The following is a 23,034-nucleotide window of genomic DNA, read 5'->3' as shown; positions in this document are numbered from 1 at the left end:
TGATTTCTGTTCGTCAGACCGAGGGTTTGCCTCCGGCTTCCTTCAGATTCGGCCTCACGACCGACACCCTTGCCTTTAGCTAACAGTTCCTACTGCCAAGCCTGTAGCGGACTTTCACCGCCAAGTTATCGCCCATGCCGGGCGCACCTAGAAAAGGCGTTTGCTGTACTGAATTAACCAGTACAGCAAACGCCTTTTCAACAGGAGGATCAGGATTCTTCCGCTGTCTCTTCCGTCTTGTCTTCTCCGGCTTCGGATCCATCCTCTGCCTCTGCCGCCTCGACTGCACGAGGCACCATAATAGTTGCTAGAATCTCTTCTTCTGAAGCATGCAGCGTAATTCCCTCTGGTACTTTAATATCTGCAACCGTAAGCTTGTCGCCAATCTCCAGAGCGGATACATCCGCTTCCAGAACGGAAGGAAGGTCGCCCGGCAAGCCCTCTACCTCGATCTCAGTCACTTGGGTTTGCAGGATGCCTCCGGATTTGGTACCAGCAGCGGTTCCCTGATAATCGATAGGAATAGTGACACGAACCGGCTTGCTCATGGAGATGCGCAAGAAGTCTATATGGGACACATGTCCACGTCTTTTCTGAATATCCTTGATCAACACCGGCACTTTACCTGAGCCGGGAATGTCTAGCTGGAAAACCTCCGAACGCCCCGTATGAAACAGCTTGGCGGTATCCTTAAAATCTACAGCGACTGGGATGCTTTCCTCACCCCCGCCATACACAACACCTGGAATCCCGCCATTTTCGCGGAGTTCGCGGCGAGAACCGCGGGTAAATTCATCGCGTACATTTGCTTGGAGTTGAACTGTGTTTCCTTTTGACATGAGTGACATCCTCCTTTATCGCAAACAAAGTCTATCTCATTATTACCCTATTTACCTGCTAATTAATCTTTGGGGCCAGATGTTTTATAAATAAGGGCTGAGGGTAATACATAGTAACCCCTTTGAATATAATAAATTGGAGCCCCCTTTCAGCATTGAAAGGAAGGCTCCTCATTTTTTTACATCCTATTCAACTTGCTACATCCCGCTGCTCTTTAGGGAACTCATGGTCAGAGACGCTTTTCAAGGAACATCGAACTTCTCTTTCATCTGGAGAAATATCGATATACCAATCATGCTCGCCTTCCCGATCTTCCCAATCATTCAGCCTGACAATGCAGCCAACCCGCTTCGTTCCAGAAGCAGCGTAGAAGACTGCTCGGCCTGTGCCGCTGTCAGTCAGGGAGAACGGTACGCTGCCATCCTGTACCCCCGTTCCCCACACCCATACGTTCCATCCATCATAAGCTTGATCTTGTCTCTCATAATCGATCACAATCTTAGTAAGCTCCTCCTTCATATGAGTAGGATCCTCCCGCAGCACCATAATCGACAGACCTGGAACCGTTACAGCCCCTTGATCCAGTACCCTAATCGTTTCCGTACCCGCTCGGCAATCATCCACTACAATGTTATAGCGGTATGGTGTAGGCGGCAAATCAAGTACCATTTCATGTTCATTCCCATTAAAGATAACCACGATATGGCCCCAATCGTCTTGTGTTGCATCATTCGTTAAACGATAGGCAACCATCCGATCGCTGCTGCGTAGTACTTCCATATTAGCTTCGATCTCTTCTCTGTTTGTCATCCGAAAAGCCGGATGAGCTTTACGAAGAGCAATAAGACCTTTGTAATAGTCGAATATAGAGCGGAAGCGCTGCTTATTCGACCAGCGAATAGCATTGATGGCATCTCCGCTGCGGTAGCTGTTATGATCGCCATATTTCGTGCGAAGCAGCTCATCCCCGGCATGCAGCAGCGGAATTCCCTGGGCGAGCAGCACAATGCCGTTAGCTAACAAGCTGCGCCGTATGGGTTCAGCTGACATCACTTTACTTTCAGGAATACCGGCATATGGTTTGGAGGCCGCAACAGCCTGCCATACATCGCTGCCACTCACCAGCTTCCCATCCAACAGGCTGAGCAACCCAGCCTGACCATCCATACCGCAGGCCACTAATATTTTGTCCCACAGATTCAAATTATCGTGCACCGTGACATAATTCACCGTCTCGCTTGCATCAAGTGCAAAATCATGAATCGATCCCATGATCCCTTCAACAATGGCGGCTTCGTACCATGGCTCCCCAGTAGCAAAGCCTCTTCCGCGTCCATCATTATCCCCCTTGATCGCATGGCGAAAATGATCATTAAATACAGCAAAGCCTTGACCTTTCTGGCTTTCTTTGACGGTCTGGTCGACCAGTGGGCTCATGCCTCCCGTCCAAGGTTCCCCGTAAAACAGCAAAGAGCTATCCACTTCTCTCCGCAGCTCGCTTACGATTTCTTTCATCGTTGTTCTATCGATTAGAGCCATCAGATCAAACCGAAACCCGTCGATATGATATTCCTCAGCCCAGTATCTTAGAGAATCCTTGATGTACTTACGCACCATCGGCTTCTCCGTAGCCAGCTCGTTACCTACGCCCGAGCCGTTCGACAAATTTCCGTTAACATCCTTACGATAAAAATATCCCGGCGCCAATCGTTCAAACGGACCGTCGTCAACCGTGTACGTGTGATTGTATACCACATCCATCACGACACGGATTCCTCGTGCATGAAGGGCCAGAATCATCTCCTTGAGTTCACGGATACGCACGATAGGATCCATAGGATCTGTAGAATATGAACCTTCAGGTACATTATAATTTTGCGGATCGTACCCCCAGTTATATTCACGGTTCAGGGAGCCGGTTTCATATCCATCCAGTTCATTAACCGTTCGAAAATCAAAAATCGGCAGCAAATGCACATGGGTTACGCCCAATTCTACAAGATGATCCAGCCCGATGGCATTCCCTTCGGAATCCCGCAAGCCACTCTCTGTAAACGCCTTGTATTTCCCTCTATATTTCATTCCCGAATCGCTATGAATTGAAAAATCGCGCACGTGGAGCTCATAAAGCACTGAATCCGTGGGCTTCAGGAGCTTGGGTCTCATATCTTGCTCCCAGCCCGGGGGATTGCTCTTTGCCAAATCAACGACCGCCCCGCGGCAGCCATTGGCGGACACAGCTGTTGCATAGGGGTCTACGGCGTAACTAACAACTCCGTTCGTTGACTCGATTCTGTACATATAATAGGTGCCGTGGAGGTCTCCGTTAACTACAACCGACCATACTCCCTCATCATTCCGATCCATTGAATACAGGGTACCCCCCTCATGATCGGTCACAAATCCCTGCTCATTATACTCTCCTGCACATTCATACAAAGCCAGTTTCAAACTCAACGCTTCTGGAGCCCATACCTGAAAGGTCGTTCCTTCTTTTCGGTAGATTGCTCCCAGCCTGATGCTTGTGCAGCTCTTGATCATGTCCATACTCATCATCACCGTCACTTATAGTAGATTTACTTCCTAGTATGGGCGCCTGAATCATAAGACAGACCTCTAGCACATGTATTTAGAACGCTTTCATATATCATAGTATGCTAAAAGCCCTTATTTGGTCTGGGTTACAAGCAAATTTATTATTTATTTAGGCTATTATACTAGCAAATATGCTGGGTGTCTTTCTTTTAACAAAAAAACATCTGCCCCATAGGGACAGATGTTTTTAGTGTTATAACCATCATGGAAAAGGATTGATAAAATCTCCAACATGGGTGCTATTTCACATATTCTAAAGATGGTTCAAATGGTGTTCAGATTACTCGGCTGCAGTCTCTATTGATTCAACCAAAGCCACAACTTCCTCTGCCGATCCCATCTCCAGCGCTTTGGCTGCAAGTGCCTGCATGTCACTGCGGGACAGCTTATTGATCTGGCTGCGAGCCGGAAGAATAGAGGTCGCGCTCATGCTGAACTCATCCAGTCCTAATCCGAGCAAAATTGGAATCGCTGTTGAATCACCGGCCATTTCACCACACATGCCAACCCAGCGTCCTTCACGATGAGCAGCGTCAATGACCATTTTGACCAAACGAAGAATAGCCGGATTGTAAGGTTGGTACAGATAAGCCACCCGCTCATTCATGCGGTCAGCAGCCATCGTGTACTGAATCAGGTCATTGGTTCCAATGCTGAAGAAATCAACCTCTTTAGCGAATTGATCTGCCAATACAGCGGTAGACGGAATTTCCACCATAATCCCAAGTTGAATTTCTTCAGAGACTGGTATACCTTCGCTTATTAACTTCGCCTTCTCTTCCTCAAGGAGCCCCTTGGCTTCCCTGAACTCACTGAGTGTGGCGATCATTGGAAACATAATGCGCAGATTGCCGTGAGCACTTGCGCGAAGCAATGCGCGCAGCTGTGTTCTGAAAATATCTTGGCGGTCCAGACATAGTCTCACGGCGCGGAATCCGAGAAACGGATTCATTTCCTTCGGCAGATCCAGATAAGGAAGCTCCTTATCTCCTCCAATATCAAGCGTACGGACTACTACTGGCTTGCCTTCCATTTTCTCCAATACCGATTTATACGCGACGTATTGGATTTCTTCTGAAGGAAGTTTGTCTCTGCCCATGTACAGAAATTCGGTACGATACAGTCCAACGGCTTCCCCACCATTCTCCAGGACACCAGCTACATCATTCGGTGTACCAATGTTGGCGGCCAGTTCCACATGGACTCCGTCCTTGGATACTGTTGGCTCAGAGCGTAGTTTCTTCCACTCTTCGACCTGTTTAGCGTACGCGTCCTGCTTGGCACGATATTGTTCAATAATCGCTTCCGTGGGATTAATGATGACGTCCCCTTCCAATCCGTCAACGATGATCAAATCTCCGTTTTGGACTGTAGAGAGTACGTTTTTCGTCCCAACCACAGCAGGTATTTCAAGGGAACGGGCCATGATGGCTGAATGCGAGGTGCGCCCGCCAATATTTGTTGTAAATCCCTTAACATAGTTGCGGTTTAACTGTGCCGTATCCGAAGGAGTCAAATCCTCAGCAACCACGATTACTTCTTCGCTGATCTCTGAAGGGCTAACATAATTCAAGCCCAGCAAATGCTTAAGAATGCGCTTGGTTACATCACGCATATCGGCAGCCCGCTCCTGCAAGTATGCACTCTTCATGTTCTCGAACATTTGAATGAATTGAGTTGCTGTTTCATTAAGAGCATACTCGGCATTTACCTTATCGGAAATAATTTTGGCTTTGACCGGTTCGATCAACTCAGGATCGTTCAGGATGAGAAGGTGAGATTCGAAAATCTCAGCCTTCTTCTCACCAAGTTCCTGAAGCGTGCGCGCTTTGATTGCTTCCAGCTCAGTCTGAGATTGAGCCAGGGCTCCATCCAGCTTCATCACTTCTGCTTCGGTATCCGTCACTTTTTTCTCAGTTACAGAATAATCGGGATGCACCAGCGTAAAGACCCGAGCGATCGCGATACCCGCGGATGCTGCAATTCCCTTCAGATTATTCATGAATCTCGCCTAACCCTTCGTTCACCATCACTTCTTGCAGTGCTGTTAACGCGTCGCTTTCATTGCCGCCTTCTGTGATCAGTGTAAGAGTATCGCCTTGTTCCAGTCCAAGAGACAGAACGCCCAGAATCGATTTGAGTGTTACTTTTTTGCCGTTGGCTTCAGCGAAAGAATTGGTGTCTTGAAACTTATTAGCTGTATTTACCAATGCTGTTGCCGGGCGTGCGTGGATTCCATCTTCGTCAATAATTCTGAATGTTTGTTGCATGTTCATCATCCTACTTTCGTATATTATAATTTTTTTAATTCCTAGAAATAACGCTAAAGATTAAGGTTTCAATATGGTTATGATGCCTTGTTCACCGCTTTTTACTTCACCGGTCTTGTTCAGCTTCACCGAAGCTCCTTCCGGCAAGTTCGAGAAGATCACAGGAGAAATTATTGATTTTGCGTTCTCCTTCACGTATGACAAGTCCACCTGCATAATCGGTTGGCCCGTCGTGACCAGATCCCCTTCCTGCACAAGAACATCAAATCCCTGCCCCTTCAGCTTAACCGTATTGACACCGATGTGCACAAGCACTTCCTTGCCACCGTCGGACATGATACCGACGGCATGCTTGCTTGGGAACACATTGAATACAGTGCCGTTTACAGGAGAAACAATCTTACCGTTATGTGGCAGGACCGCAAATCCGTCTCCTGTCATTCGTTCGGCAAACACGGGATCAGGAACACGGGATATATCCATTAGCTCTCCGTCGACCGGTGATACGATCTCTTCCATGATCAGCGTTTCCCCGTTCTGTCCAGCCTGCTGCTCTTCTTGAGCAGTTGGCATAGCTTCGGGTGCGGCAGCCTGAGGGGGAGAAGTCGGCGTGATACCTGACATAATGTCCTGGATCTGCGATTTGATGGTATCCGAGCGGGTGCCGAAAATTGCCTGGATGTTATTCCCCACCTCTAGGACCCCTGATGCGCCGAGCTGTTTAAGCCTTCCCTTATCGACGTGACCCTTGTCTTTTACCTCAACCCGCAGGCGGGTGATGCATGCATCCAGATGCGCAATGTTAGGCTGGCCGCCAAGTGCAGCCAGAATGTTGGACGGCAGATCATTTTTAAGGTCGCGAACTGATGCAGCCTGAAAGCCTGATTCGGTCTCAGATAAGCATGCTTCTTCCCGGCCCATCAAAGCTTTCTCGACTCTTTGCAATATGCCGAAATGCCCTTTAAACATGAATGGCCTCACCCTCTGACTCGTCGTTGATACAAGCTGAATGCTGATTATCACACAACAGACAAATAAAAAAGGCATGAGTAACTGGGGAAAATGGTTGGCTAATCTCTTGGATTAGATTACCCAAAATTGGGTAATGGCAACCACAAATTCCTGCAATACTCATGCCTGATCGAATCAGTTACACGTTTCATTTGCTGTTGTATGATTCATTACTGATCGTATTGTAACATCGTTCATTTAGCGATGCAACCACATATAAGGGGCTTAATAAAATCTTCACATTTAATCGTTTTGCTCTTTGCGCTGGACCAGCCGCTCCAAGTGAATGGTCAAATAACCGGCCTCCGCGGGATATACGGGCTTCTTCAACCGCTGCTCCATGATCTTCGTCAACTTCCATGCCAAAGAATAAATCTCAGGATATTCCCGTTTCAGCAGACCATCAAGGGAACTTATCTCAGTTACCGCTTCACCTCGCCTAACCCGCTCTATGGCAAACCGAAGATGTGTCAGCAAGCGAGAGTAATCCAGCGTGTCCCTGGGTATGGTGAAATCCAACTGCTGTTCGACGGTATGTACCAGATCCGCGATCAGCTCGGAATGCTTGCGAACCTCCGAAATGTGTTGGTTCGTGAGCGCACTATGAAAATGAAGGGCGATGAACCCGATTTCTTCCTCACCCAGGTCAACCCCCAGCTTCTCTCGAATCGTATCCACAGCATACTCTGCCATCTCATACGCTTCAGGATACATCTCACGGGTTTCATATAAAAAAGGATTATGAATATAGAGTCCCTGCGCATGACGCTTAATCGCAAATGCAATATGATCGGTCAATGCTATGTGGATATGCTCGTTTAGAGGAGCATCGCTGGATTTGACGGCATTTAGAATGATATCATTCATTGCTTCAATCAGCTTCTCATCGATGTGAGGGACCAACTGTTTATATTGCTCCTGCTCCTCCGGTTTCGTCAAAATGAACATTTTCTCGGCAGCCGAATCGGGGATGCGATCCTTGGTCTTGCGGTTAAAGCCGATGCCCTTTCCGATAACAACAACCTCGCCGTGTAGAGGATGATTCGCTATGATTACATTATTGTTCAACACTTTAGCCACTTGTAAGCTGCTCACATTCGCACCTCTTTTGATTCATACACGTATACTCGGATATCTTATCAGAAATATGGGAGCACGGCAAAAACCATCGTATGAATCGCACCTCTCCCGCTGCTGCTGGTATCTACTCTTCCTTGGCGGCGCTAGCTTCTACGGGTACCCTTACCAGCTCCTGCTCAACAGCCACCGGTTGTTGGGCTGGGGCTGATTTTTTGGTCGTCAGACCTTTAATGAGCTCCTCCACATCAATCCCGGACACACTCTTCAGCATTTCAGGCGCAGTCGACATCAGCTCTGTCACATAATTGCTCACGCGAGCTGCCCCTTCACCTTTGCCTGTATCAACGACAGTCAGCTTCTCGATGGACGAAATCGGCTGAGCAATCTTGCCCGCAAGCTCAGGCAGCATTTTCACAATGATATCAAGCACCGCAGCTTCTCCAAACTTCTGGAACGCCTCGGCAAGTTTCTCCTTGGCATCGGCTTCAGCAATACCACGCAGGCGGATAACTTCTGCCTCGGCCGTACCTTTCGCACGCTCGGCATCCGCAACCGCCAGACCATCCAGACGTTTCTGTTCGGCAGACGCTTTGGCCTGGGTTTCGATCGAGTACTGCAGAGCATCGGCTTCGCGCATCTTGCGGGCCTTATCCGCTTCGGCCGCCTGCTCCACAGAATAACGATCCGCTTCGGCCTTCTTCTTCACGTCGGCGTCGTACTGCTTCTCTCGAATCATGATTTCTTTTTCCTGCAGGTCGATTTCGCGTTCCTTACGAACCAGCTCAACCTTCATCTGCTCCTCAACCGCCGTTTGTCTGGCTCGGGCTTCCTGGATATGGTAGGCTTGGTCCGCTTCGGCCTTTGCCGTATCCTGTTCTTTCTTAAAGGACGCGACCTTCAGCTCGCGCTCCTTCTCGGCTTCCGCGATATTGGTATCCCGTATAACCTCGGCCTTCTGTCCTTCTTCTTCGGCACGTGCTTTCTGAATCCGCGCATCGCGCACTGCTTCCGCTTCAGCAATCTCTGCATCCCGCTTGACCGTAGCGATCCGCGGTTTACCGAGCGCTTCCAAATATCCGTGCTTATCGCGAACATCCTTGATGGTAAAGGAAACGATCTGCAGACCCATCTTCTTCAGATCTCTAGCGGCGACACCTTGAACTTCCTGCGCGAACTTATCGCGGTTTCGATATACCTCTTCTACCGTCATGGAACCGAGAATGGCGCGCAGATGGCCTTCCAGCACCTCCTGTGCTTCACCCTTCAGAGCTTCAATCGGTTTGCCCATAAATTGCTCGGCTGCAGTGGCCACGTCTTCGATCGAGCTTCCCACTTTAATGATGGCTACCCCGTCTGCCATAACCGGCACACCTTGCTCTGTGTACACTTCTGGGGTCATAACATCCAGTTTATGAGATAAGAGTGATACGAATTCGGAACGCTGAAATACGGGAAGAATAAAAGCACCACCGCCGCGAACGATTTTGATTTTCCGGCCGGATTCATCCTCCGATAAGTTTTTGCTTCCCAAAAAAGAACCGGTTACGATCATTGCTTCATCCGGACTCACCGTTTTGTAACGGGCCCAGAACGCAAGTCCCAACACGACAATGACACCTACAACAATCGACGGAATTACTAAGTACTCTGGCATTGAATCAACCCTCTCCTATTCGTTCTTCCAGTTCGGACACTCTCAGGACACCTTCAACCACATCGACAACCACCACGCGGACACCTGCGGGAAGATTCTGGTGATCAAAGCTTGACGCGATATGCATAGTATTGCCTGCACCAATCTTGACCATCACTTCACCATATCCTTCTGCAGGAAGCGGTACGGTGACGACACCGATCCTGCCCGCCAGCTCCTTAATGGAGAAGCCCGTCGAATTCTCGCTGTTCTCCATCGGTTTAACATATCCGAAGTAGACGAGAATCGAAATGACGATAGCTGCTAACACAGAAAGCGTTACATGGGCACCTGTCGTCAATTCCGTGTATTTCGTCAGCATGATTCCGGCTCCGCCAAAGACGGTGATTCCTCCGGCGATCACGACCGGATTGAGAAAATCCACTGACAAAAAATCCAGCAATCCATCAAGTGCAGAGCTAAGAATGTCTCCAAGCACCACGGTTACGATGGCAAAGATCACGCCTCCGATCAGACAGCCCCAATATAACGCTTCCATGTTGATTGCCTCCTCTGGAATTCCTTACTGTGTATAACAAGTAATACGGCAAAATGTTTGCTAAAGTTTCAATTATTTGCCTCAAACTTATGAAAATCTCTTCATAATCTATATTCGGCACCGCATTAAAAAAGCCTGCACGGTATCAACCGGTAGGCTTAAAATCATGGCTACACCTTGTCTTAACACGACAGGACAACCCTTATAACGACATTTTATAAATCTCCACAACGTCATCACGCTGCAGCTTACGGAAGTTGCCAAAAGGACCAAATCGCATCGCTTTATCAGCCATAGCTTCGATCTGACTATCATCGATATTGTAATCTCCCAGAGTGCTCGGCGCACCGATGGAAGTCCAGAAGCGATGAAGGGCATCGATTCCTTCCAATCCGATGGCTTCATCGCTTTTTCCTGCAGGGTCAATTCCGAATACGTTCACGGCAAGCGATTTGAAACGCTGTGGATCCGACTTCAGATTATATTTCATCCAATTCGGGAACAGAATCGCCAGTCCGCCGCCATGCGGAATATCGTAGACGGCAGATACCGCATGCTCAATATTATGGGTTCCCCAGTCTCCTGCCATCCCCATGTTGATCATGCCGTTCAGTGCCATTGTTCCGCAGTACATGACCGTCTCGCGGAGTTCATAATTCTCCAGATCCTCAACCAGCTTCGGTGCCGTATCAATAACAGTGCGAAGAATTGTTTCACAGAAGCCGTCCTGTACAGGTGTGTTGGTATCTTGGTGGAAATAGTGCTCCAATACGTGAGACATAATATCCACGATACCGTACACCGTCTGATCCCGCGGAAGGGAGAATGTATGGACGGGGTCCAGAATCGAAAATGCAGGATATGCGTGAGGGCTTCCCCAGCCCATTTTCTCTTGGGTAACTTCGTTCGTGATGACGGACCCGCCGTTCATCTCGGAACCTGTTGCAGCCATCGTAAGCACGGTTCCAAGCGGGAGACCCGCTTGCGGAACGGCTTTGCGCTCTACGAAATCCCACATATCTCCGTCATATTTGGCACCAACGGCTATGGCCTTGGAGCAGTCAATTACACTTCCGCCCCCAACAGCCAAAATAAGATCAATGTTATGCTCGCGGCATAATGCCACGCCTTTATGGACCGTCGACAGGCGCGGGTTCGGTTCCACCCCGGCAAGCTCTGTTACCACCGCATTGGCTTCTTTCAGCAATGCAATAACCTGATCGTACAGCCCGCTTCGCTTAATGCTGCCACCGCCGTACACCAGCAAAACATTCCGGCCGTATTTGGCGACTTCACTGCTTAAAGCGCTCAGTTTGCCCTTGCCAAAAATCAACTGAGTCGGATTATGAAAGACAAAAGGTCTCATGTCACATTACCTCCATCGTTTCTTGTTCGCATCTATATTCAATTGTGCGTGCTTTTTCATTCTATACCATTCCCATTATGCAAAACAAACAGCCGTCCTTCCGGAGAAAGATCGGCTGTCTGGATTATGAATAGGTATGTTTAACCGTAACCCATTATATATCGTCTGCGATGTAGCCCATATGGGTCAGGAATCGCTGGAATGCCTGTTGTCCTGCTGCAGTCTGTTTGTACACCCCGGCATGTTCCAAAATCGTCGTGAATTTATGGCCGACTTCCTGGCGAATCAGCTCGATCGCTCCGGCTTTATCCGGCACGACTGCTCCCCGTCCCCGCAGCTCCTCGATCCAGTCCCCATGGATTGCTAGCGGATGGTCCGCTGCCTTGCTGCTTGCGTACAGCTCCTCGTTCCCCGCCAGAATATCGGCGATTTGATCGAGTTCTTCCTTGAGCCTGCCCGGCAGGATCGCCAGTCCCATCACTTCGATCAAGCCGATGTTCTCCTTCTTGATGTGGAACATCTCCCGATGAGGATGAAAGATCCCTTCCGGATGCTGCTCGTTCGTGCGATTGTTCCGCAGAACCAGATCCATCTCATAGATACCCTCGTCAGTACGGCGGGCAATCGGAGTCACCGTATTATGGCGGACCCGTTCAACGTCCACTTCGCTAAAGGCCTCAATGTCAACCGAAGGGTCGCTGTAGGTTTTCCAGCCCTCGTAAATGCCGTTCGCGCATTCAAGCAGCGAATCTCGGTCGTTTGAGGATAACCGGATCACCGACATCGGCCATTTCACGATGGCTGCGGTTACACCAGGATAATCCCTGTGCGTAAATCCGGCCACCTTCGGCGCTTTCTGAATCGGGAAGGTATGACGCCCTCCTTGAAAATGATCATGCGTAAGAATCGAGCCCCCCACAATCGGGAGATCGGCATTCGATCCAAGAAAATAATGCGGATACGCATCAACAAAGCTCAATAGGCGGGCAAGCGTCGCTTTAGTCAGCTTCATCGGCACGTGATCATGATGGAACACGATGCAATGCTCGTTATAGTAAACATATGGCGAGTATTGGAAAAACCATGGTTCTCCGTGCAGCTCCAGCGGAATAATGCGCAGGTTTTGCCGCGCTGGATGATTGACCCTGCCTGCATAACCCACGTTCTCCCGGCAGAGCTGGCATTTCGGATAGATCGGCGGAGGCAGCAGTTTAGCCATGGCGATTTCCTTCGGACTCTTCTCGGGCTTGGATAGATTGATGGTAATCTCAATATCGCCATATGCGCTGGCATGCTGCCAGTACTCGTTTTTGGCTACACGATCCATGCGAATATAGTTGGAGTCGATGCACAGATTGTAAAACTGCCGGGTAGCCTCAATGATCCCCTGCTCCTGCTGGACCGTCCGGAACTGAGCAATGACTTCCGAAGGTCTCGCCATGAGCCGTCCCATGATCTTGGCGTCCAACAAATCTCGGTACGTATCGGCATTCTCTGGGATCATTCCATGCGCTGCCCCATAGTCGATCATCACGTCAAGCATGGCCTGAGGCCCATCCGGTATCGGGTCGTTCACTTCGTCGCCGTACGGTTCGCTGAATCCGAAATCCTCCAGCAGCAGATTGCGGCTGTAATCGGCATCGGCTTCCTGTATCAAGCCTTTATGAAGTGCAAAACGCACCAGCATTTCAATCGCATGAAGAACCTGCTTAGATTCGGGAGTTCCTGATGTTGCTGCATTCATGGTCATCGTCCCCCTTGGATTAATTGTCACCGTAACCGTCCGGACGGCTGCTGTGCCATTTCCATGCGCTCTCGATAATCTCCTCAAGCGTCGTTCTGGATGGTGTCCATCCGAGAACCGTTCGCGCTTTGTCCGATGACGCCACCAATACCGCAGGGTCACCGGCACGGCGAGCTTCCATGACAACCGGAATATCGGCACCCGTCACCTGCTTCGAGGTCTCAATCACTTCCTTCACCGAGAACCCGAGTCCGTTGCCGAGGTTAAACACATTACTGGACTCTCCGCGGCGGAGGTACTCAACCGCGCGCAGATGAGCGTTTGCCAGATCGCTGACATGGATGTAGTCACGGACACACGTACCGTCAGGCGTTGAGTAGTCATCACCAAACACTGAAATGCTGTCGCGCTGTTTCAAAGCGGTTTGCAGCACAAGCGGTATGAGATGGCTCTCCGGCCGGTGATCCTCGCCGATTTTTCCGCTGGCATGTGATCCGGCTGCATTGAAATAACGAAGGGATACATACTTCACGCCAAGCACAGTATCGAACCAGGACATCATCCGCTCCATCATCAGCTTGGTTTCCCCGTACACATTCGTCGGCTGGGTCCGATCCGTTTCCTCGATTGGCACCTTTTCGGGCTCCCCGTAGGTTGCCGCCGTTGACGAAAAGACGACTTTGCGAACACCCGCTTCATTCATAGCTTCCAGCAGACACAGCGTACCATATACGTTGTTATCGTAATATTTCACCGGATCCTTCATGCTCTCACCGACCAGAGAATTTGCGGCAAAATGGATAACAGCATCAATATCGTTTTCAGAGAACAGCTGCTTTAGCAGTGCTTTGTCCCGAAGGTCGCCAACATACAGCTTGCCGCCGAGCAGCGCCTCGCGGTGCCCCGTCTCCAGACTGTCAATCACAACAACTTCTTCCCCTTGCTCCAAAAGCTCTGCCACGGTGTGAGATCCGATATAACCCGCACCGCCTGTCACTAAAATAGCCATATTATTTCCCCTCCTTTACTTCATGCACACCTTGACCTACACCACATACGTAGAAGTCGGCTTTCAGTCCCGTTCTCGCTTGGTACTGCTGCCCCACTTCCGTGATGAATCGTTCCACCGCATCCTCATGAACGAGGGATACCGTGCAGCCTCCAAAGCCGGCTCCCGTCATTCTGGAACCGAGCGTGCCCGGTATCCGCTGAGCTTCTTCCACGAGCGCATCCAGTTCATCGCCCGTGACTTCGTACAGATAACGCAAAGAGTCGTGGGACTGATTCATATATTGTCCGAAAGCTTCCAAATCACCGTTCTTCAAGGCCTCCACGGAATCATGCACACGCTGATTTTCCTCTACGACGTGCTGAGCACGTTTTCTCACCGTTTCATCCTTGATGCTGTCCTGCAGCGTGACAAATTGATCCGGGTTCAGTTGAGCAAGATATGTCAGCGCCGACAGCTCCTTCTGCAAAATCTCCAAAGCGCGGTCACACTCGCTGCGTCGTTCATTGTATTTGGAATCGACGAGTCCGCGCCGTTTATTGGTGTTGGAAATCACGATTTTGTAAGCTCCGGTCCGGAAAGGCACCAGCTCATACTCCAGCGTGTCGCACATTAACAGAATGGCATGATCCTGCTTACCGTTCGCTACGGCAAATTGATCCATAATCCCGGAGTTAACGCCGACGAACAGGTTCTCCACCCGCTGCGAGAGCTTGGCAATCTCAACTGTATCCGTCTCCTTGCCTTCCATCTTCAAGAAGCCGTAAGCCGTAACAACTTCGATGGATGCCGAGGACGAGAGGCCCGCTCCGTTCGGGATATCCCCGTGGTAGAGCAGGTCGTAACCGCTGCTTAGATTAATACCGATTTTACTCAGCTCCACGATGACACCAACCGGATAATCCGTCCATTGATCTCTTCTATAACCATAGTCCTCTTTCAGGCTGATCGTTAGCTCATCAGGAATATTGGTAGATGAAAAACTCACTTTGTTATCGTCACGCGCTCTTATAATTAAGGTTGTACCAAATTCCAATGCTGCGGGAAGCACATAACCTCCGTTATAATCCAAATGCTCTCCGATCAGGTTCACGCGTCCGGGTGCGTTAAAGATATGTGCCTTGTGACGGCTCTCTCCATGCTTCTCCATGAATAGTTCCATAAGCTGTTGCGTTGACACTGCCCATCACTCCATCCTGTACATATGGTAGTTTTACTGCCTTCAGTATAATAAAAATCTCGTTAACTGATAATGAAATCTTGTGTGCTACATATGGATTTATGTGACTTTTGGGAGTACAATAAATTCCATGCTCATCGTTTCCCAAACTGATTGTAAAGGATAATGAATGATGAAACCAACCTATTCTGTTGCTTCCAACCCAGCACAGCAAGGCGGCGGCTGGCTCCATGTCCGCTTCGCAGGCGAGAGTCAAACCTCACCCGAGCATGCCTTGGGGCCAAAGATATTCGATCATTATCTTCTGCATGTGATTGAATCGGGATATGGCATATTTCGCACCGAAACTGATAAGTTTCAGCTCGGGCCCGGCGATTGCTTCCTGATCCATCCAGGCCAGATCATCAGCTATGTATCTGATGCGACCCAGCCGTGGCGTTACCGCTGGGTCGCCTTTGATGGGAAGCAAGCTGATGAAGAAGTCTACCGTATGGGGCTCACGCCTGAGAAGCCTGTTCTCCGCCTCGTGGAGAACAATCCCATTCCGCGGTATGTATCCTTAATACAGAGCCATTTTCAATCCAGAGAGGACAGCTCTCACATAGCCTCAATTGGGTATCTGCATTTAATTTGGGCCGAGATCATGAATCAAAGTGACCGACCATCCCAACTAACACTGGCGGAACCTCAAGTTCAGCGAACAGTGAAGCAGATGATCAACTACATGACTTCCCAATACGCTCATCCCGTCTCGATTGAACAGATGTGTACCAGTCTGGGTTATAACCGCGCATACCTGTCCCGAATCTTCAAGCAGGAAACGGGCATGACTCCGATCACATATCTGCTTAAATTAAGAGTCGACCAGTCCAAACGGCTGCTGCGTGAACGTCCCGATTTGTCTATCGAGCAGGTTTCCGCTTCCGTCGGACTCACCGATTCTCTCTATTTCTCACGTCAATTCAAACGGCTCGTCGGCCGATCCCCGTCGCAGTACCGCAAAGAGACCCTCTCATCACCCCTGCGAACAGATTGACGATCACGCATAAAAAAGAGCGCTTGCCAGGTGTTTATCCATCCTGAGGCGCTCTTGTATTTCTTTTATAATCAACGTAAACATCATCGTCTTATAAAGACTCTATCCCTGTAGAAGGCCCGTTCTCCGTTTTCAAAATCGCTTCAATACGATCCAATTCTTCTTTGGAGAACTCCATATTATTCAGGGCTGCAACGTTATCTTCGATTTGGCTTACCTTACTTGCCCCGATTAGAACCGATGTCACTCTACCATTGCGAAGTACCCACGAGAGCGCCAATTGGGCGAGACTCTGGTTTCGAGCTTGTGCCACCTGATTGAGCGCTTTGATTTTTCGCAGCACCTCAGGCGTGATATTGCCCTCGTTCAAGAATACAGAGGCACTTGCCGCACGTGAATCACCAGGTATGCCGTTCAAATATTTGTTGGTCAAAAGGCCCTGAGCAAGCGGAGAAAACGCAATGCTTCCAACTCCGTTCTCTTCCAATACGTCGAGTAATCCGTTTTCTACCCAACGGTCCAGCATGGAGTAGTTCGGTTGATGGATGAGCAGCGGTGTTCCCAGGCTTTTTAGAATAGATATTGCTTCCCTTGTCTTCTCCGGCGAATAATTGGAGACGCCAACATACAGCGCTTTACCCGAACGAACTAGATGATCCAAGGTTGCCATCGTTTCCTCGAGAGGCGTTTCTGGATCCATCCGGTGATGATAAAAGATATCGACATAATCCAGGCCCATCCGCTTCAGGCTCTGATCGAGACTTGCCACTATATATTTACGTGATCCAAAGTCGCCGTAAGGTCCGGGCCACATATAATAACCCGCTTTGGATGAAATGACCATCTCATCGCGGTAATCCTGTAAATCACGGGAAAGAACCTTACCGAACGTTTCTTCGGCAGAGCCTGCAGGAGGCCCATAATTGTTTGCCAGATCAAAGTGGGTAATTCCGAGATCGAAGGAGCGAGTGATCAAATTTCGCCCGTTTTCGTATGCATCGACACCACCGAAATTATGCCATAATCCTAAGGAGATCGCCGGAAGTTTCAAGCCCGATCGTCCCACACGGTTATACTTCATTCCCTCATACCTGTCTTCGCTAGCTACATAGGTCACTTGCAATCCCTGCCCTTCTATTGTAAGTAGGTCCTGTTCTATACTTCATCTTATCCTGTTTCGGCGGCCGGAGACAAGAAAACGATTACAGTGTTATATGAGCAACACACCACATCCACATCTTATATGGTGATCAGCTTATCTACCTGAGTCATGACTTCCCCGATGCGATCCGCAATCAGGAGACCGGCCTTGTGATCATATGGGGTCGGATCTGCATTAAGCAGAGCTACCTTACTTCCTTGAAAATAAGATACCAACCCGGCTGCGGGATGTACGGTCAGGGAGGTCCCACCGATAATCAGTAAATCTGCCGTTGATATTTCCTGAATGGAACGCATGACAATATCATGATTCAATTCCTCTTCATACAGCACGATATCTGGCCGGATCAACCCGCCGCAATCTTTGCACCATGGGACGATTTCCTGAATATCGAGAATATCCTGCAAGCTGTAAAACCTTGAACACTCCATACAATAATTGCGGTGCACAGAGCCATGAAGCTCCATCACATCGGAACAGCCTGCCGTCTGGTGAAGACCATCGATATTCTGTGTAATCACGGCTTTCAGCTTCCCGTCGTGCGCAAGTCTTGACAAGAGCCGGTGACAGCCGTTCGGCTGTGCATTCGGATGCAGCATCTTACTCCGGTAAAAATCATAAAAAACCTCCGGGTGTTCCATAAAGAACGTATGACTGAGCATGACCTCCGGCGGATATGGAGATTGGTGCTCACTTTGATACAGCCCTGCCGCTGAACGGAAGTCAGGTATTCCGCTCTCTGTGGAGGTACCGGCCCCTCCGAAAAAAACAATGTAGTCGCTTGCTTCAATCCATGTTGCCAACTGTTCGATCTTTTCCCTGTTCTCCACTCTTTACACCTCCGTACAGCCCTTAAAATAATACGTCTACCTTTGCACGTCTATTTCATTATAATCGGATATGACGACATCGGCATCCGCGAGATGTTCAGGATCCCCTTCACCTGACCATAAACCTATCGCGAGCGCAGCCCCTGCTTGCTTCGCCATTTGCATATCTCCATTACTGTCACCGATGACAATCGCGTCCTCAGGCCTGATCCCAAGCAGACGGCATGCCTTCTCGGTCATCTCCGGATGCGGCTTTCCATCTCGAACTTGATCCCTTCCTACTACAATTGTGAAGTAAGAACGAAGTCCCATCCACTCCAATTGTTCAACGGCACCCGAGGATTGATCCGATGTGACTACGGCCATTTTCACTGGAGCCAATCTGCATTTTTCCAAAAAACTTTCCAGTCCAGGCATCGGGAATGCGGGTTTGTGCTGACGAACTTCCTGCATGGCATGGTTAGTGATCTGAGTGACCTCGGAAATGGCCTCGTTCCAAGGCATTCCTGCAGCGTACAATTGCCAAGCCAGCAGCCCGTATGTTTCCTCTACTGTACCCATTGCAAGCGGCCCCCGTATGTCATAACCGATCACGCGCCCATTGGCATCATGACGGGTGCCCAGCACCTTGTCTTTAGGTACGGTGAAGCTGGCTCCCATGATCTCCAGCCGCTGCTCCATGAAGCGGAGCACATAGTCTGTCCATCCTCCCCACAGGGCCATAAAATGAACTAATGTTCCATCTTTATCAAACAAGATTCCCTTGCAAGGAACGGCTCGTCCCTTCACTTGAACAAACGGCAATGTAATAAACCTCCAAACCTATTCTTGATCATACTCTTATTAAACCATGAAATAAATACTGATTTAAGCTAAATTATGCCTGAAGGAACAATTTGATCCTCAATTCATAATTTGCCAATCTTTAGTCGATTGTTTTGATTCATGACAAAAACGTGGTGGTAAGTAAGTTATACGCATAGCAAATACAACGGTAAAGGAGTGATTTGTGATGGCAACGAACAAAAATCGTAAAATGACCCGCGAAGAGGCAGGACGTCTCGGCGGCGAAGCAACCGCAAAAAAACATAGCCGTGAATTTTATCAGGAAATTGGAAAAAAAGGCGGCAAAGCAACGTCCAAAAACCATAGTCGCGAATTCTACCAAGAAATAGGCCAGAAAGGCGGCGAAGCCACTTCACGGAATCATAATCGTGAATTCTATCAGGAAATTGGCCGCAAAGGCGGCAAGAAATAATATAAATACTTATTAAAAAGCCTGTTCCCAACTGCTGGGAACAGGCTTCTTTTTCCTCCTTATGAATAGCCACATTCCATTGCTTCCTATTAATATCATGTAGAAAAACCTACCTATTTGTGATAGACTCATTTAAAACCTATTCGCTGATTACAGGTACCCGGCTGCTTTGCCGGAAGACAGCGCTAAAGCGTAACAATTTCATTATAGATCTGGGGGGAAATCGACATCATGACAACCAAAAAAATGCGTTCAGACATGATCAAAAAAGGCTTCGACCGTGCGCCGCACCGCAGTCTTCTGCGTGCAGCAGGCGTTAAAGAAGAGGATTTCGGCAAACCTTTCATCGCCGTATGCAACTCTTACATCGATATCGTTCCAGGCCATGTGCATCTTCAGGAATTCGGTAAAATCGTAAAGGAAGCTATTCGTGAAGCCGGCGGCGTTCCATTCGAATTCAATACCATTGGCGTTGATGATGGTATCGCTATGGGACATATCGGCATGCGCTATTCGCTGCCAAGCCGCGAGATCATTGCGGATTCCCTGGAAACCGTTGTATCCGCTCACTGGTTTGACGGCATGGTCTGCATCCCGAACTGCGATAAGATTACACCAGGCATGCTGATGGGCGCCCTGCGCGTTAACATCCCGACGGTATTTGTCAGCGGCGGCCCGATGAAAGCCGGTGTGGACAGCAAAGGCCGTAAATTGTCCCTGACTTCCGTATTTGAAGGCGTCGGCGCTCACCAGGTCGGCAAGATCAATGATGACGAGCTCCTGGAGTTGGAGCAATTCGGTTGTCCTACCTGCGGTTCCTGTTCCGGCATGTTCACCGCGAACTCCATGAACTGTCTCGCTGAGGCGCTCGGTTTGGCTCTGCCAGGCAACGGCACCATTCTTGCCATCGCCGAAGAACGCAAAGAATTCGTTAAGCAATCTGCCAAACAATTGATGGAACTTGTAAAGATGGACCTTAAGCCGCGCGATATCGTAACCATTGAAGCGATCGACAACGCATTTGCACTGGATATGGCTATGGGCGGCTCCACGAACACGGTTCTTCATACGCTTGCTCTGGCTCAGGAAGCTGGTCTTGATTACCCACTGGAACGGATCAATGAAGTCGCTGATCGTGTTCCTCACATCTCCAAGCTGGCTCCAGCTTCGGATTACTTTATCGAGGATGTGCATTTGGCAGGCGGTGTGAGCGCCGTTCTGCATGAGCTTCTCAAGAAGCCAGGTGCCCTGCACGGAGACCGCATCACCGTAACTGGCAAAACACTGGCTGAGAATGTAGAGGGCTGTGAAATCCAGGATCAGAATGTCATTCACCCGATTGACTCGCCGTACTCCGAACGTGGAGGACTCGCGGTTCTATACGGCAACCTGGCTCCTGAAGGCTCCATCATCAAAGTCGGTGCCGTTGATCCATCGGTTGGCGGATATCATAAAGGCCCTGCCATTTGCTTCAACTCGCAGGACGAAGCACTCAGCGGCATTGCCAATGGTAAAGTGAAGGAAGGCCATGTGGTAGTCATTCGTTATGAAGGACCTAAGGGAGGACCGGGTATGCCTGAAATGCTGGCACCAACCTCACAGATTGCAGGTATGGGTCTCGGGGCTAAAGTTGGTCTTATTACGGACGGACGCTTCTCCGGCGCTTCCCGCGGTATCAGTATCGGCCATATCTCGCCGGAAGCTGCTGAAGGCGGACCGATTGCCTTCGTTGAAGACGGAGATATCATCGAGCTGGACCTGAATAAACGGACTATTCAATTGCTGGACGTTTCCGAAGAGGAAATGGCTGTACGCCGCAGCAAATGGGTTGAGTTCGAACCGAAGGTGAAGACAGGTTACCTCGCCCGCTATTCCAAGCTTGTTACGAATGCCAGCTCAGGCGGCGTATTGAAAATCTAATAGAGCAGAAGAAAAAGGGTATCCCCACAGGTTTACAAAGCCCGTGGGGATACCCTTTTATTTATCCAACTTCCTCTTACCTAAGATATAATCCATATATTATAGCCATTACTATTCACTTCTAAGGAGTTAGCCTTGTGATGCACTGGCAACGGCCAGATCACCGACATGTTCTTCCTGGACTTCCTGGGGCACTTCTTTTGGTGGTTGGACCTGAGTTTTCTTCTCCGCATAACGTCCGATTAATACATCCACTGGCATTAGCAGCATTTTAGGTTCCATAATCTGACTCCCCTCCTTAAAACGGGCCTGACCTTTCGGATGAATGACACTAAGGAGAAGTTTAAGATACAGTCTGGACGAGCTAGCAAACAATCCGCGTGGTAAATCCATGACATGAAATCCAAATTGCTCGGGACCTCGTGAAATCATGGTTACTGCATACAAGCCTTGAATGTTCTGGAATTCGGGGCGATCGAGCACCATATTGGCCAGCGTTGGTAGGTCCTGCTGTACTGCACGGATCATTTTGATGGCAAGCTGCATTTCCGAACGGGAACGGCTGCCGATCTCAAACAATTTCTTATTATCAAAATGGAGTTCCAGCACTTGGTCTCCCTTTTCTAGCCGGCTGCCATCTTCCATAACCAACGTTTTACCGGTATACGCTCGTTTCCGGAAATGCAGCATCGGATCTGCAGGCGAAACCGTTTCGAGCCCAAATACTGCATGAAAGCCTTTTTCCCACAAAAGCCAGAGCGAGACGACCATTCGCTTGAGTGGTGACAGCTTCTTCGCTTTCGCTTTGGTGTCCTTCGCCATCATATCATCGATTCGGATACTCATCATCCCCTTCTCCTCTGCGACTTTGAGAACACGTTCCAATGCAATAAGCATTTGCTCAGGTGCGTCAGCGTTCGCTCCCATCGTTGTGCCGCAGTCATGAAGGAGCATAACCTCTCCGCCATTCAACTTAGCAAGCATTCGCTGAGTCAGCTTATCGGCGCCGATTTTGCTTCGCCAATCATTAAACATGGAAGACCACAGAATGATCCGACATCCGGTATTCTTGGCAAAATCAAATAAATTTACGATTCCCCAAGGCGGTCGGTAATAATGGGAACGTTCACCGGTGATGGAATAAATAATTTCATCCGTTAGTTTCACTTGCTTCCGGACGGTTACTGGTCTCATAAGCCAGTTACTCTTATGAATATAATTGTGAATTCCAATCAAATGACCTTCACTATGGATTCGCTTCACAATATCTGGATGCTTTTCGGCATGGGAGCCAACCAGAAAAAATGTCGCCTTCATATTGTACTGTTTCAGAAGGTCCAACAATCTTGGTGTGTATACAGGATCAGGACCATCATCAAAGGTTAAAGCAAATTCGTTTATGCCAGTTCCCCTGCGAAATACTCGGAAACCAAATATCCGGGTCAGGATACCGGGAATAAATGCATAAAAAGATGAAAGGTAAAACAACCATAGCAGTAATGTTTGCATGCTAACTCCCCGCTTTTTATTTCTATTTTTCA

General features: G+C 49.1%; 17 protein-coding genes and 2 pseudogenes. 3 read left to right on the top strand and 16 right to left on the bottom strand.

The window, feature by feature from the left end; genetic code table 11:
- Positions 1 to 209: 209 nt before the first annotated feature.
- The 12 genes and pseudogenes from AM231_RS03460 to AM231_RS03405 form a co-directional block, all read right to left on the bottom strand.
- The gene (locus AM231_RS03460) at positions 210 to 839 is read right to left on the bottom strand and encodes a 50S ribosomal protein L25 (RefSeq protein WP_054401346.1); all 630 of its coding nucleotides are present in this window, start codon (positions 837 to 839) and stop codon (positions 210 to 212) included.
- A 190-nt stretch (positions 840 to 1,029) separates the two neighbouring features.
- Positions 1,030 to 3,387 carry a type I pullulanase gene (pulA, locus tag AM231_RS03455; RefSeq protein WP_242615061.1) on the bottom strand — a complete coding sequence of 786 codons (2,358 nt, stop codon included), beginning with the start codon at positions 3,385 to 3,387 and terminating at the stop codon, positions 1,030 to 1,032.
- Positions 3,388 to 3,715: 328 nt separating this feature from the next.
- On the bottom strand, positions 3,716 to 5,437 hold the full coding sequence (gene ptsP / locus AM231_RS03450) for a phosphoenolpyruvate--protein phosphotransferase (RefSeq protein WP_054401345.1): 1,722 nt from the start codon (positions 5,435 to 5,437) through the stop codon (positions 3,716 to 3,718).
- Positions 5,430 to 5,705 (bottom strand): HPr family phosphocarrier protein, encoded by a 276-nt coding sequence (locus AM231_RS03445; RefSeq protein WP_054401344.1) that lies wholly within the window; start codon positions 5,703 to 5,705, stop codon positions 5,430 to 5,432. The genes ptsP and AM231_RS03445 overlap by 8 nt, the downstream gene beginning before the upstream one ends.
- Before the next feature lie 60 nt (positions 5,706 to 5,765).
- Positions 5,766 to 6,653: pseudogene (locus AM231_RS03440) on the bottom strand (PTS sugar transporter subunit IIAB); the annotation flags it as partial.
- A gap of 306 nt (positions 6,654 to 6,959) precedes the next feature.
- Entirely contained in the window at positions 6,960 to 7,811 is an 852-nt protein-coding gene (gene glcT, locus AM231_RS03435) for a glucose PTS transporter transcription antiterminator GlcT (RefSeq protein WP_054401343.1), read from the bottom strand.
- A 109-nt stretch (positions 7,812 to 7,920) separates the two neighbouring features.
- Entirely contained in the window at positions 7,921 to 9,450 is a 1,530-nt protein-coding gene (locus tag AM231_RS03430) for a flotillin family protein (protein WP_053489239.1), read from the bottom strand.
- A 4-nt stretch (positions 9,451 to 9,454) separates the two neighbouring features.
- Positions 9,455 to 9,988, bottom strand: a complete 534-nt coding sequence (locus AM231_RS03425) for an NfeD family membrane protein (RefSeq protein ID WP_053489240.1) — start codon at positions 9,986 to 9,988, stop codon at positions 9,455 to 9,457.
- A 202-nt stretch (positions 9,989 to 10,190) separates the two neighbouring features.
- On the bottom strand, positions 10,191 to 11,354 hold the full coding sequence (locus tag AM231_RS03420; protein WP_054401342.1) for an iron-containing alcohol dehydrogenase: 1,164 nt from the start codon (positions 11,352 to 11,354) through the stop codon (positions 10,191 to 10,193).
- 154 nt (positions 11,355 to 11,508) lie between these two features.
- Positions 11,509 to 13,098, bottom strand: a complete 1,590-nt coding sequence (locus tag AM231_RS03415) for a UDP-glucose--hexose-1-phosphate uridylyltransferase (protein ID WP_054401341.1) — start codon at positions 13,096 to 13,098, stop codon at positions 11,509 to 11,511.
- Between the two features lie 19 nt (positions 13,099 to 13,117).
- Complete coding sequence (gene galE / locus AM231_RS03410; RefSeq protein ID WP_054401340.1) at positions 13,118 to 14,107, bottom strand: UDP-glucose 4-epimerase GalE; 990 nt, start codon at positions 14,105 to 14,107, stop codon at positions 13,118 to 13,120.
- A gap of 1 nt (position 14,108) precedes the next feature.
- Entirely contained in the window at positions 14,109 to 15,287 is a 1,179-nt protein-coding gene (locus AM231_RS03405; RefSeq protein ID WP_054401339.1) for a galactokinase, read from the bottom strand.
- Positions 15,288 to 15,456: 169 nt separating this feature from the next.
- On the opposite strand from AM231_RS03405, the gene AM231_RS03400 reads away from it, so the two are divergent.
- On the top strand, positions 15,457 to 16,323 hold the full coding sequence (locus AM231_RS03400) for an AraC family transcriptional regulator (RefSeq protein WP_054401338.1): 867 nt from the start codon (positions 15,457 to 15,459) through the stop codon (positions 16,321 to 16,323).
- A 91-nt stretch (positions 16,324 to 16,414) separates the two neighbouring features.
- On the opposite strand, the gene mgrA is transcribed toward AM231_RS03400, so the two are convergent.
- The 3 genes from mgrA to AM231_RS03385 all read right to left on the bottom strand — a co-directional run bounded on the left by mgrA (position 16,415) and on the right by AM231_RS03385 (position 19,119).
- Complete coding sequence (gene mgrA, locus AM231_RS03395; protein WP_054403520.1) at positions 16,415 to 17,440, bottom strand: L-glyceraldehyde 3-phosphate reductase; 1,026 nt, start codon at positions 17,438 to 17,440, stop codon at positions 16,415 to 16,417.
- A gap of 122 nt (positions 17,441 to 17,562) precedes the next feature.
- Positions 17,563 to 18,315 carry an NAD-dependent protein deacylase gene (locus AM231_RS03390; protein WP_054401337.1) on the bottom strand — a complete coding sequence of 251 codons (753 nt, stop codon included), beginning with the start codon at positions 18,313 to 18,315 and terminating at the stop codon, positions 17,563 to 17,565.
- A 36-nt stretch (positions 18,316 to 18,351) separates the two neighbouring features.
- Positions 18,352 to 19,119, bottom strand: a complete 768-nt coding sequence (locus tag AM231_RS03385; RefSeq protein ID WP_054401336.1) for an HAD family hydrolase — start codon at positions 19,117 to 19,119, stop codon at positions 18,352 to 18,354.
- Positions 19,120 to 19,327: 208 nt separating this feature from the next.
- Here AM231_RS03385 and AM231_RS03380 point away from each other — a divergent pair.
- Positions 19,328 to 19,567: pseudogene (locus tag AM231_RS03380) on the top strand (KGG domain-containing protein); the annotation flags it as partial.
- Positions 19,568 to 19,804: 237 nt separating this feature from the next.
- Positions 19,805 to 21,493 (top strand): dihydroxy-acid dehydratase, encoded by a 1,689-nt coding sequence (gene ilvD, locus AM231_RS03375; RefSeq protein ID WP_053489249.1) that lies wholly within the window; start codon positions 19,805 to 19,807, stop codon positions 21,491 to 21,493.
- 129 nt (positions 21,494 to 21,622) lie between these two features.
- On the opposite strand, the gene AM231_RS03370 is transcribed toward ilvD, so the two are convergent.
- Positions 21,623 to 23,002, bottom strand: a complete 1,380-nt coding sequence (locus AM231_RS03370) for a polysaccharide deacetylase family protein (protein WP_054401335.1) — start codon at positions 23,000 to 23,002, stop codon at positions 21,623 to 21,625.
- Positions 23,003 to 23,034 lie beyond the last annotated feature (32 nt).

Origin of the sequence: Paenibacillus solani (assembly GCF_001277345.1) — a bacterium.
Lineage (GTDB): Bacteria > Bacillota > Bacilli > Paenibacillales > Paenibacillaceae > Paenibacillus_AQ > Paenibacillus_AQ solani.
This window is presented reverse-complemented; position numbering and strand designations above follow the sequence as displayed.

Excerpts from the sequence above, each read along its gene's own strand:
- AM231_RS03430 (WP_053489239.1), bottom strand. The coding sequence starts at position 9,450 with ATGCCAGAGTACTTAGTAATTCCGTCGATTGTTGTAGGTGTCATTGTC.
- AM231_RS03445 (WP_054401344.1), bottom strand. The coding sequence starts at position 5,705 with ATGCAACAAACATTCAGAATTATTGACGAAGATGGAATCCACGCACGC.
- AM231_RS03420 (WP_054401342.1), bottom strand. The coding sequence starts at position 11,354 with ATGAGACCTTTTGTCTTTCATAATCCGACTCAGTTGATTTTTGGCAAG.
- AM231_RS03400 (WP_054401338.1), top strand. The coding sequence starts at position 15,457 with ATGATGAAACCAACCTATTCTGTTGCTTCCAACCCAGCACAGCAAGGC.
- ptsP (WP_054401345.1), bottom strand. The coding sequence starts at position 5,437 with ATGAATAATCTGAAGGGAATTGCAGCATCCGCGGGTATCGCGATCGCT.
- galE (WP_054401340.1), bottom strand. The coding sequence starts at position 14,107 with ATGGCTATTTTAGTGACAGGCGGTGCGGGTTATATCGGATCTCACACC.
- AM231_RS03415 (WP_054401341.1), bottom strand. The coding sequence starts at position 13,098 with ATGAATGCAGCAACATCAGGAACTCCCGAATCTAAGCAGGTTCTTCAT.
- AM231_RS03370 (WP_054401335.1), bottom strand. The coding sequence starts at position 23,002 with ATGCAAACATTACTGCTATGGTTGTTTTACCTTTCATCTTTTTATGCA.
- ilvD (WP_053489249.1), top strand. The coding sequence starts at position 19,805 with ATGACAACCAAAAAAATGCGTTCAGACATGATCAAAAAAGGCTTCGAC.
- AM231_RS03425 (WP_053489240.1), bottom strand. The coding sequence starts at position 9,988 with ATGGAAGCGTTATATTGGGGCTGTCTGATCGGAGGCGTGATCTTTGCC.
- pulA (WP_242615061.1), bottom strand. The coding sequence starts at position 3,387 with ATGGACATGATCAAGAGCTGCACAAGCATCAGGCTGGGAGCAATCTAC.
- AM231_RS03460 (WP_054401346.1), bottom strand. The coding sequence starts at position 839 with ATGTCAAAAGGAAACACAGTTCAACTCCAAGCAAATGTACGCGATGAA.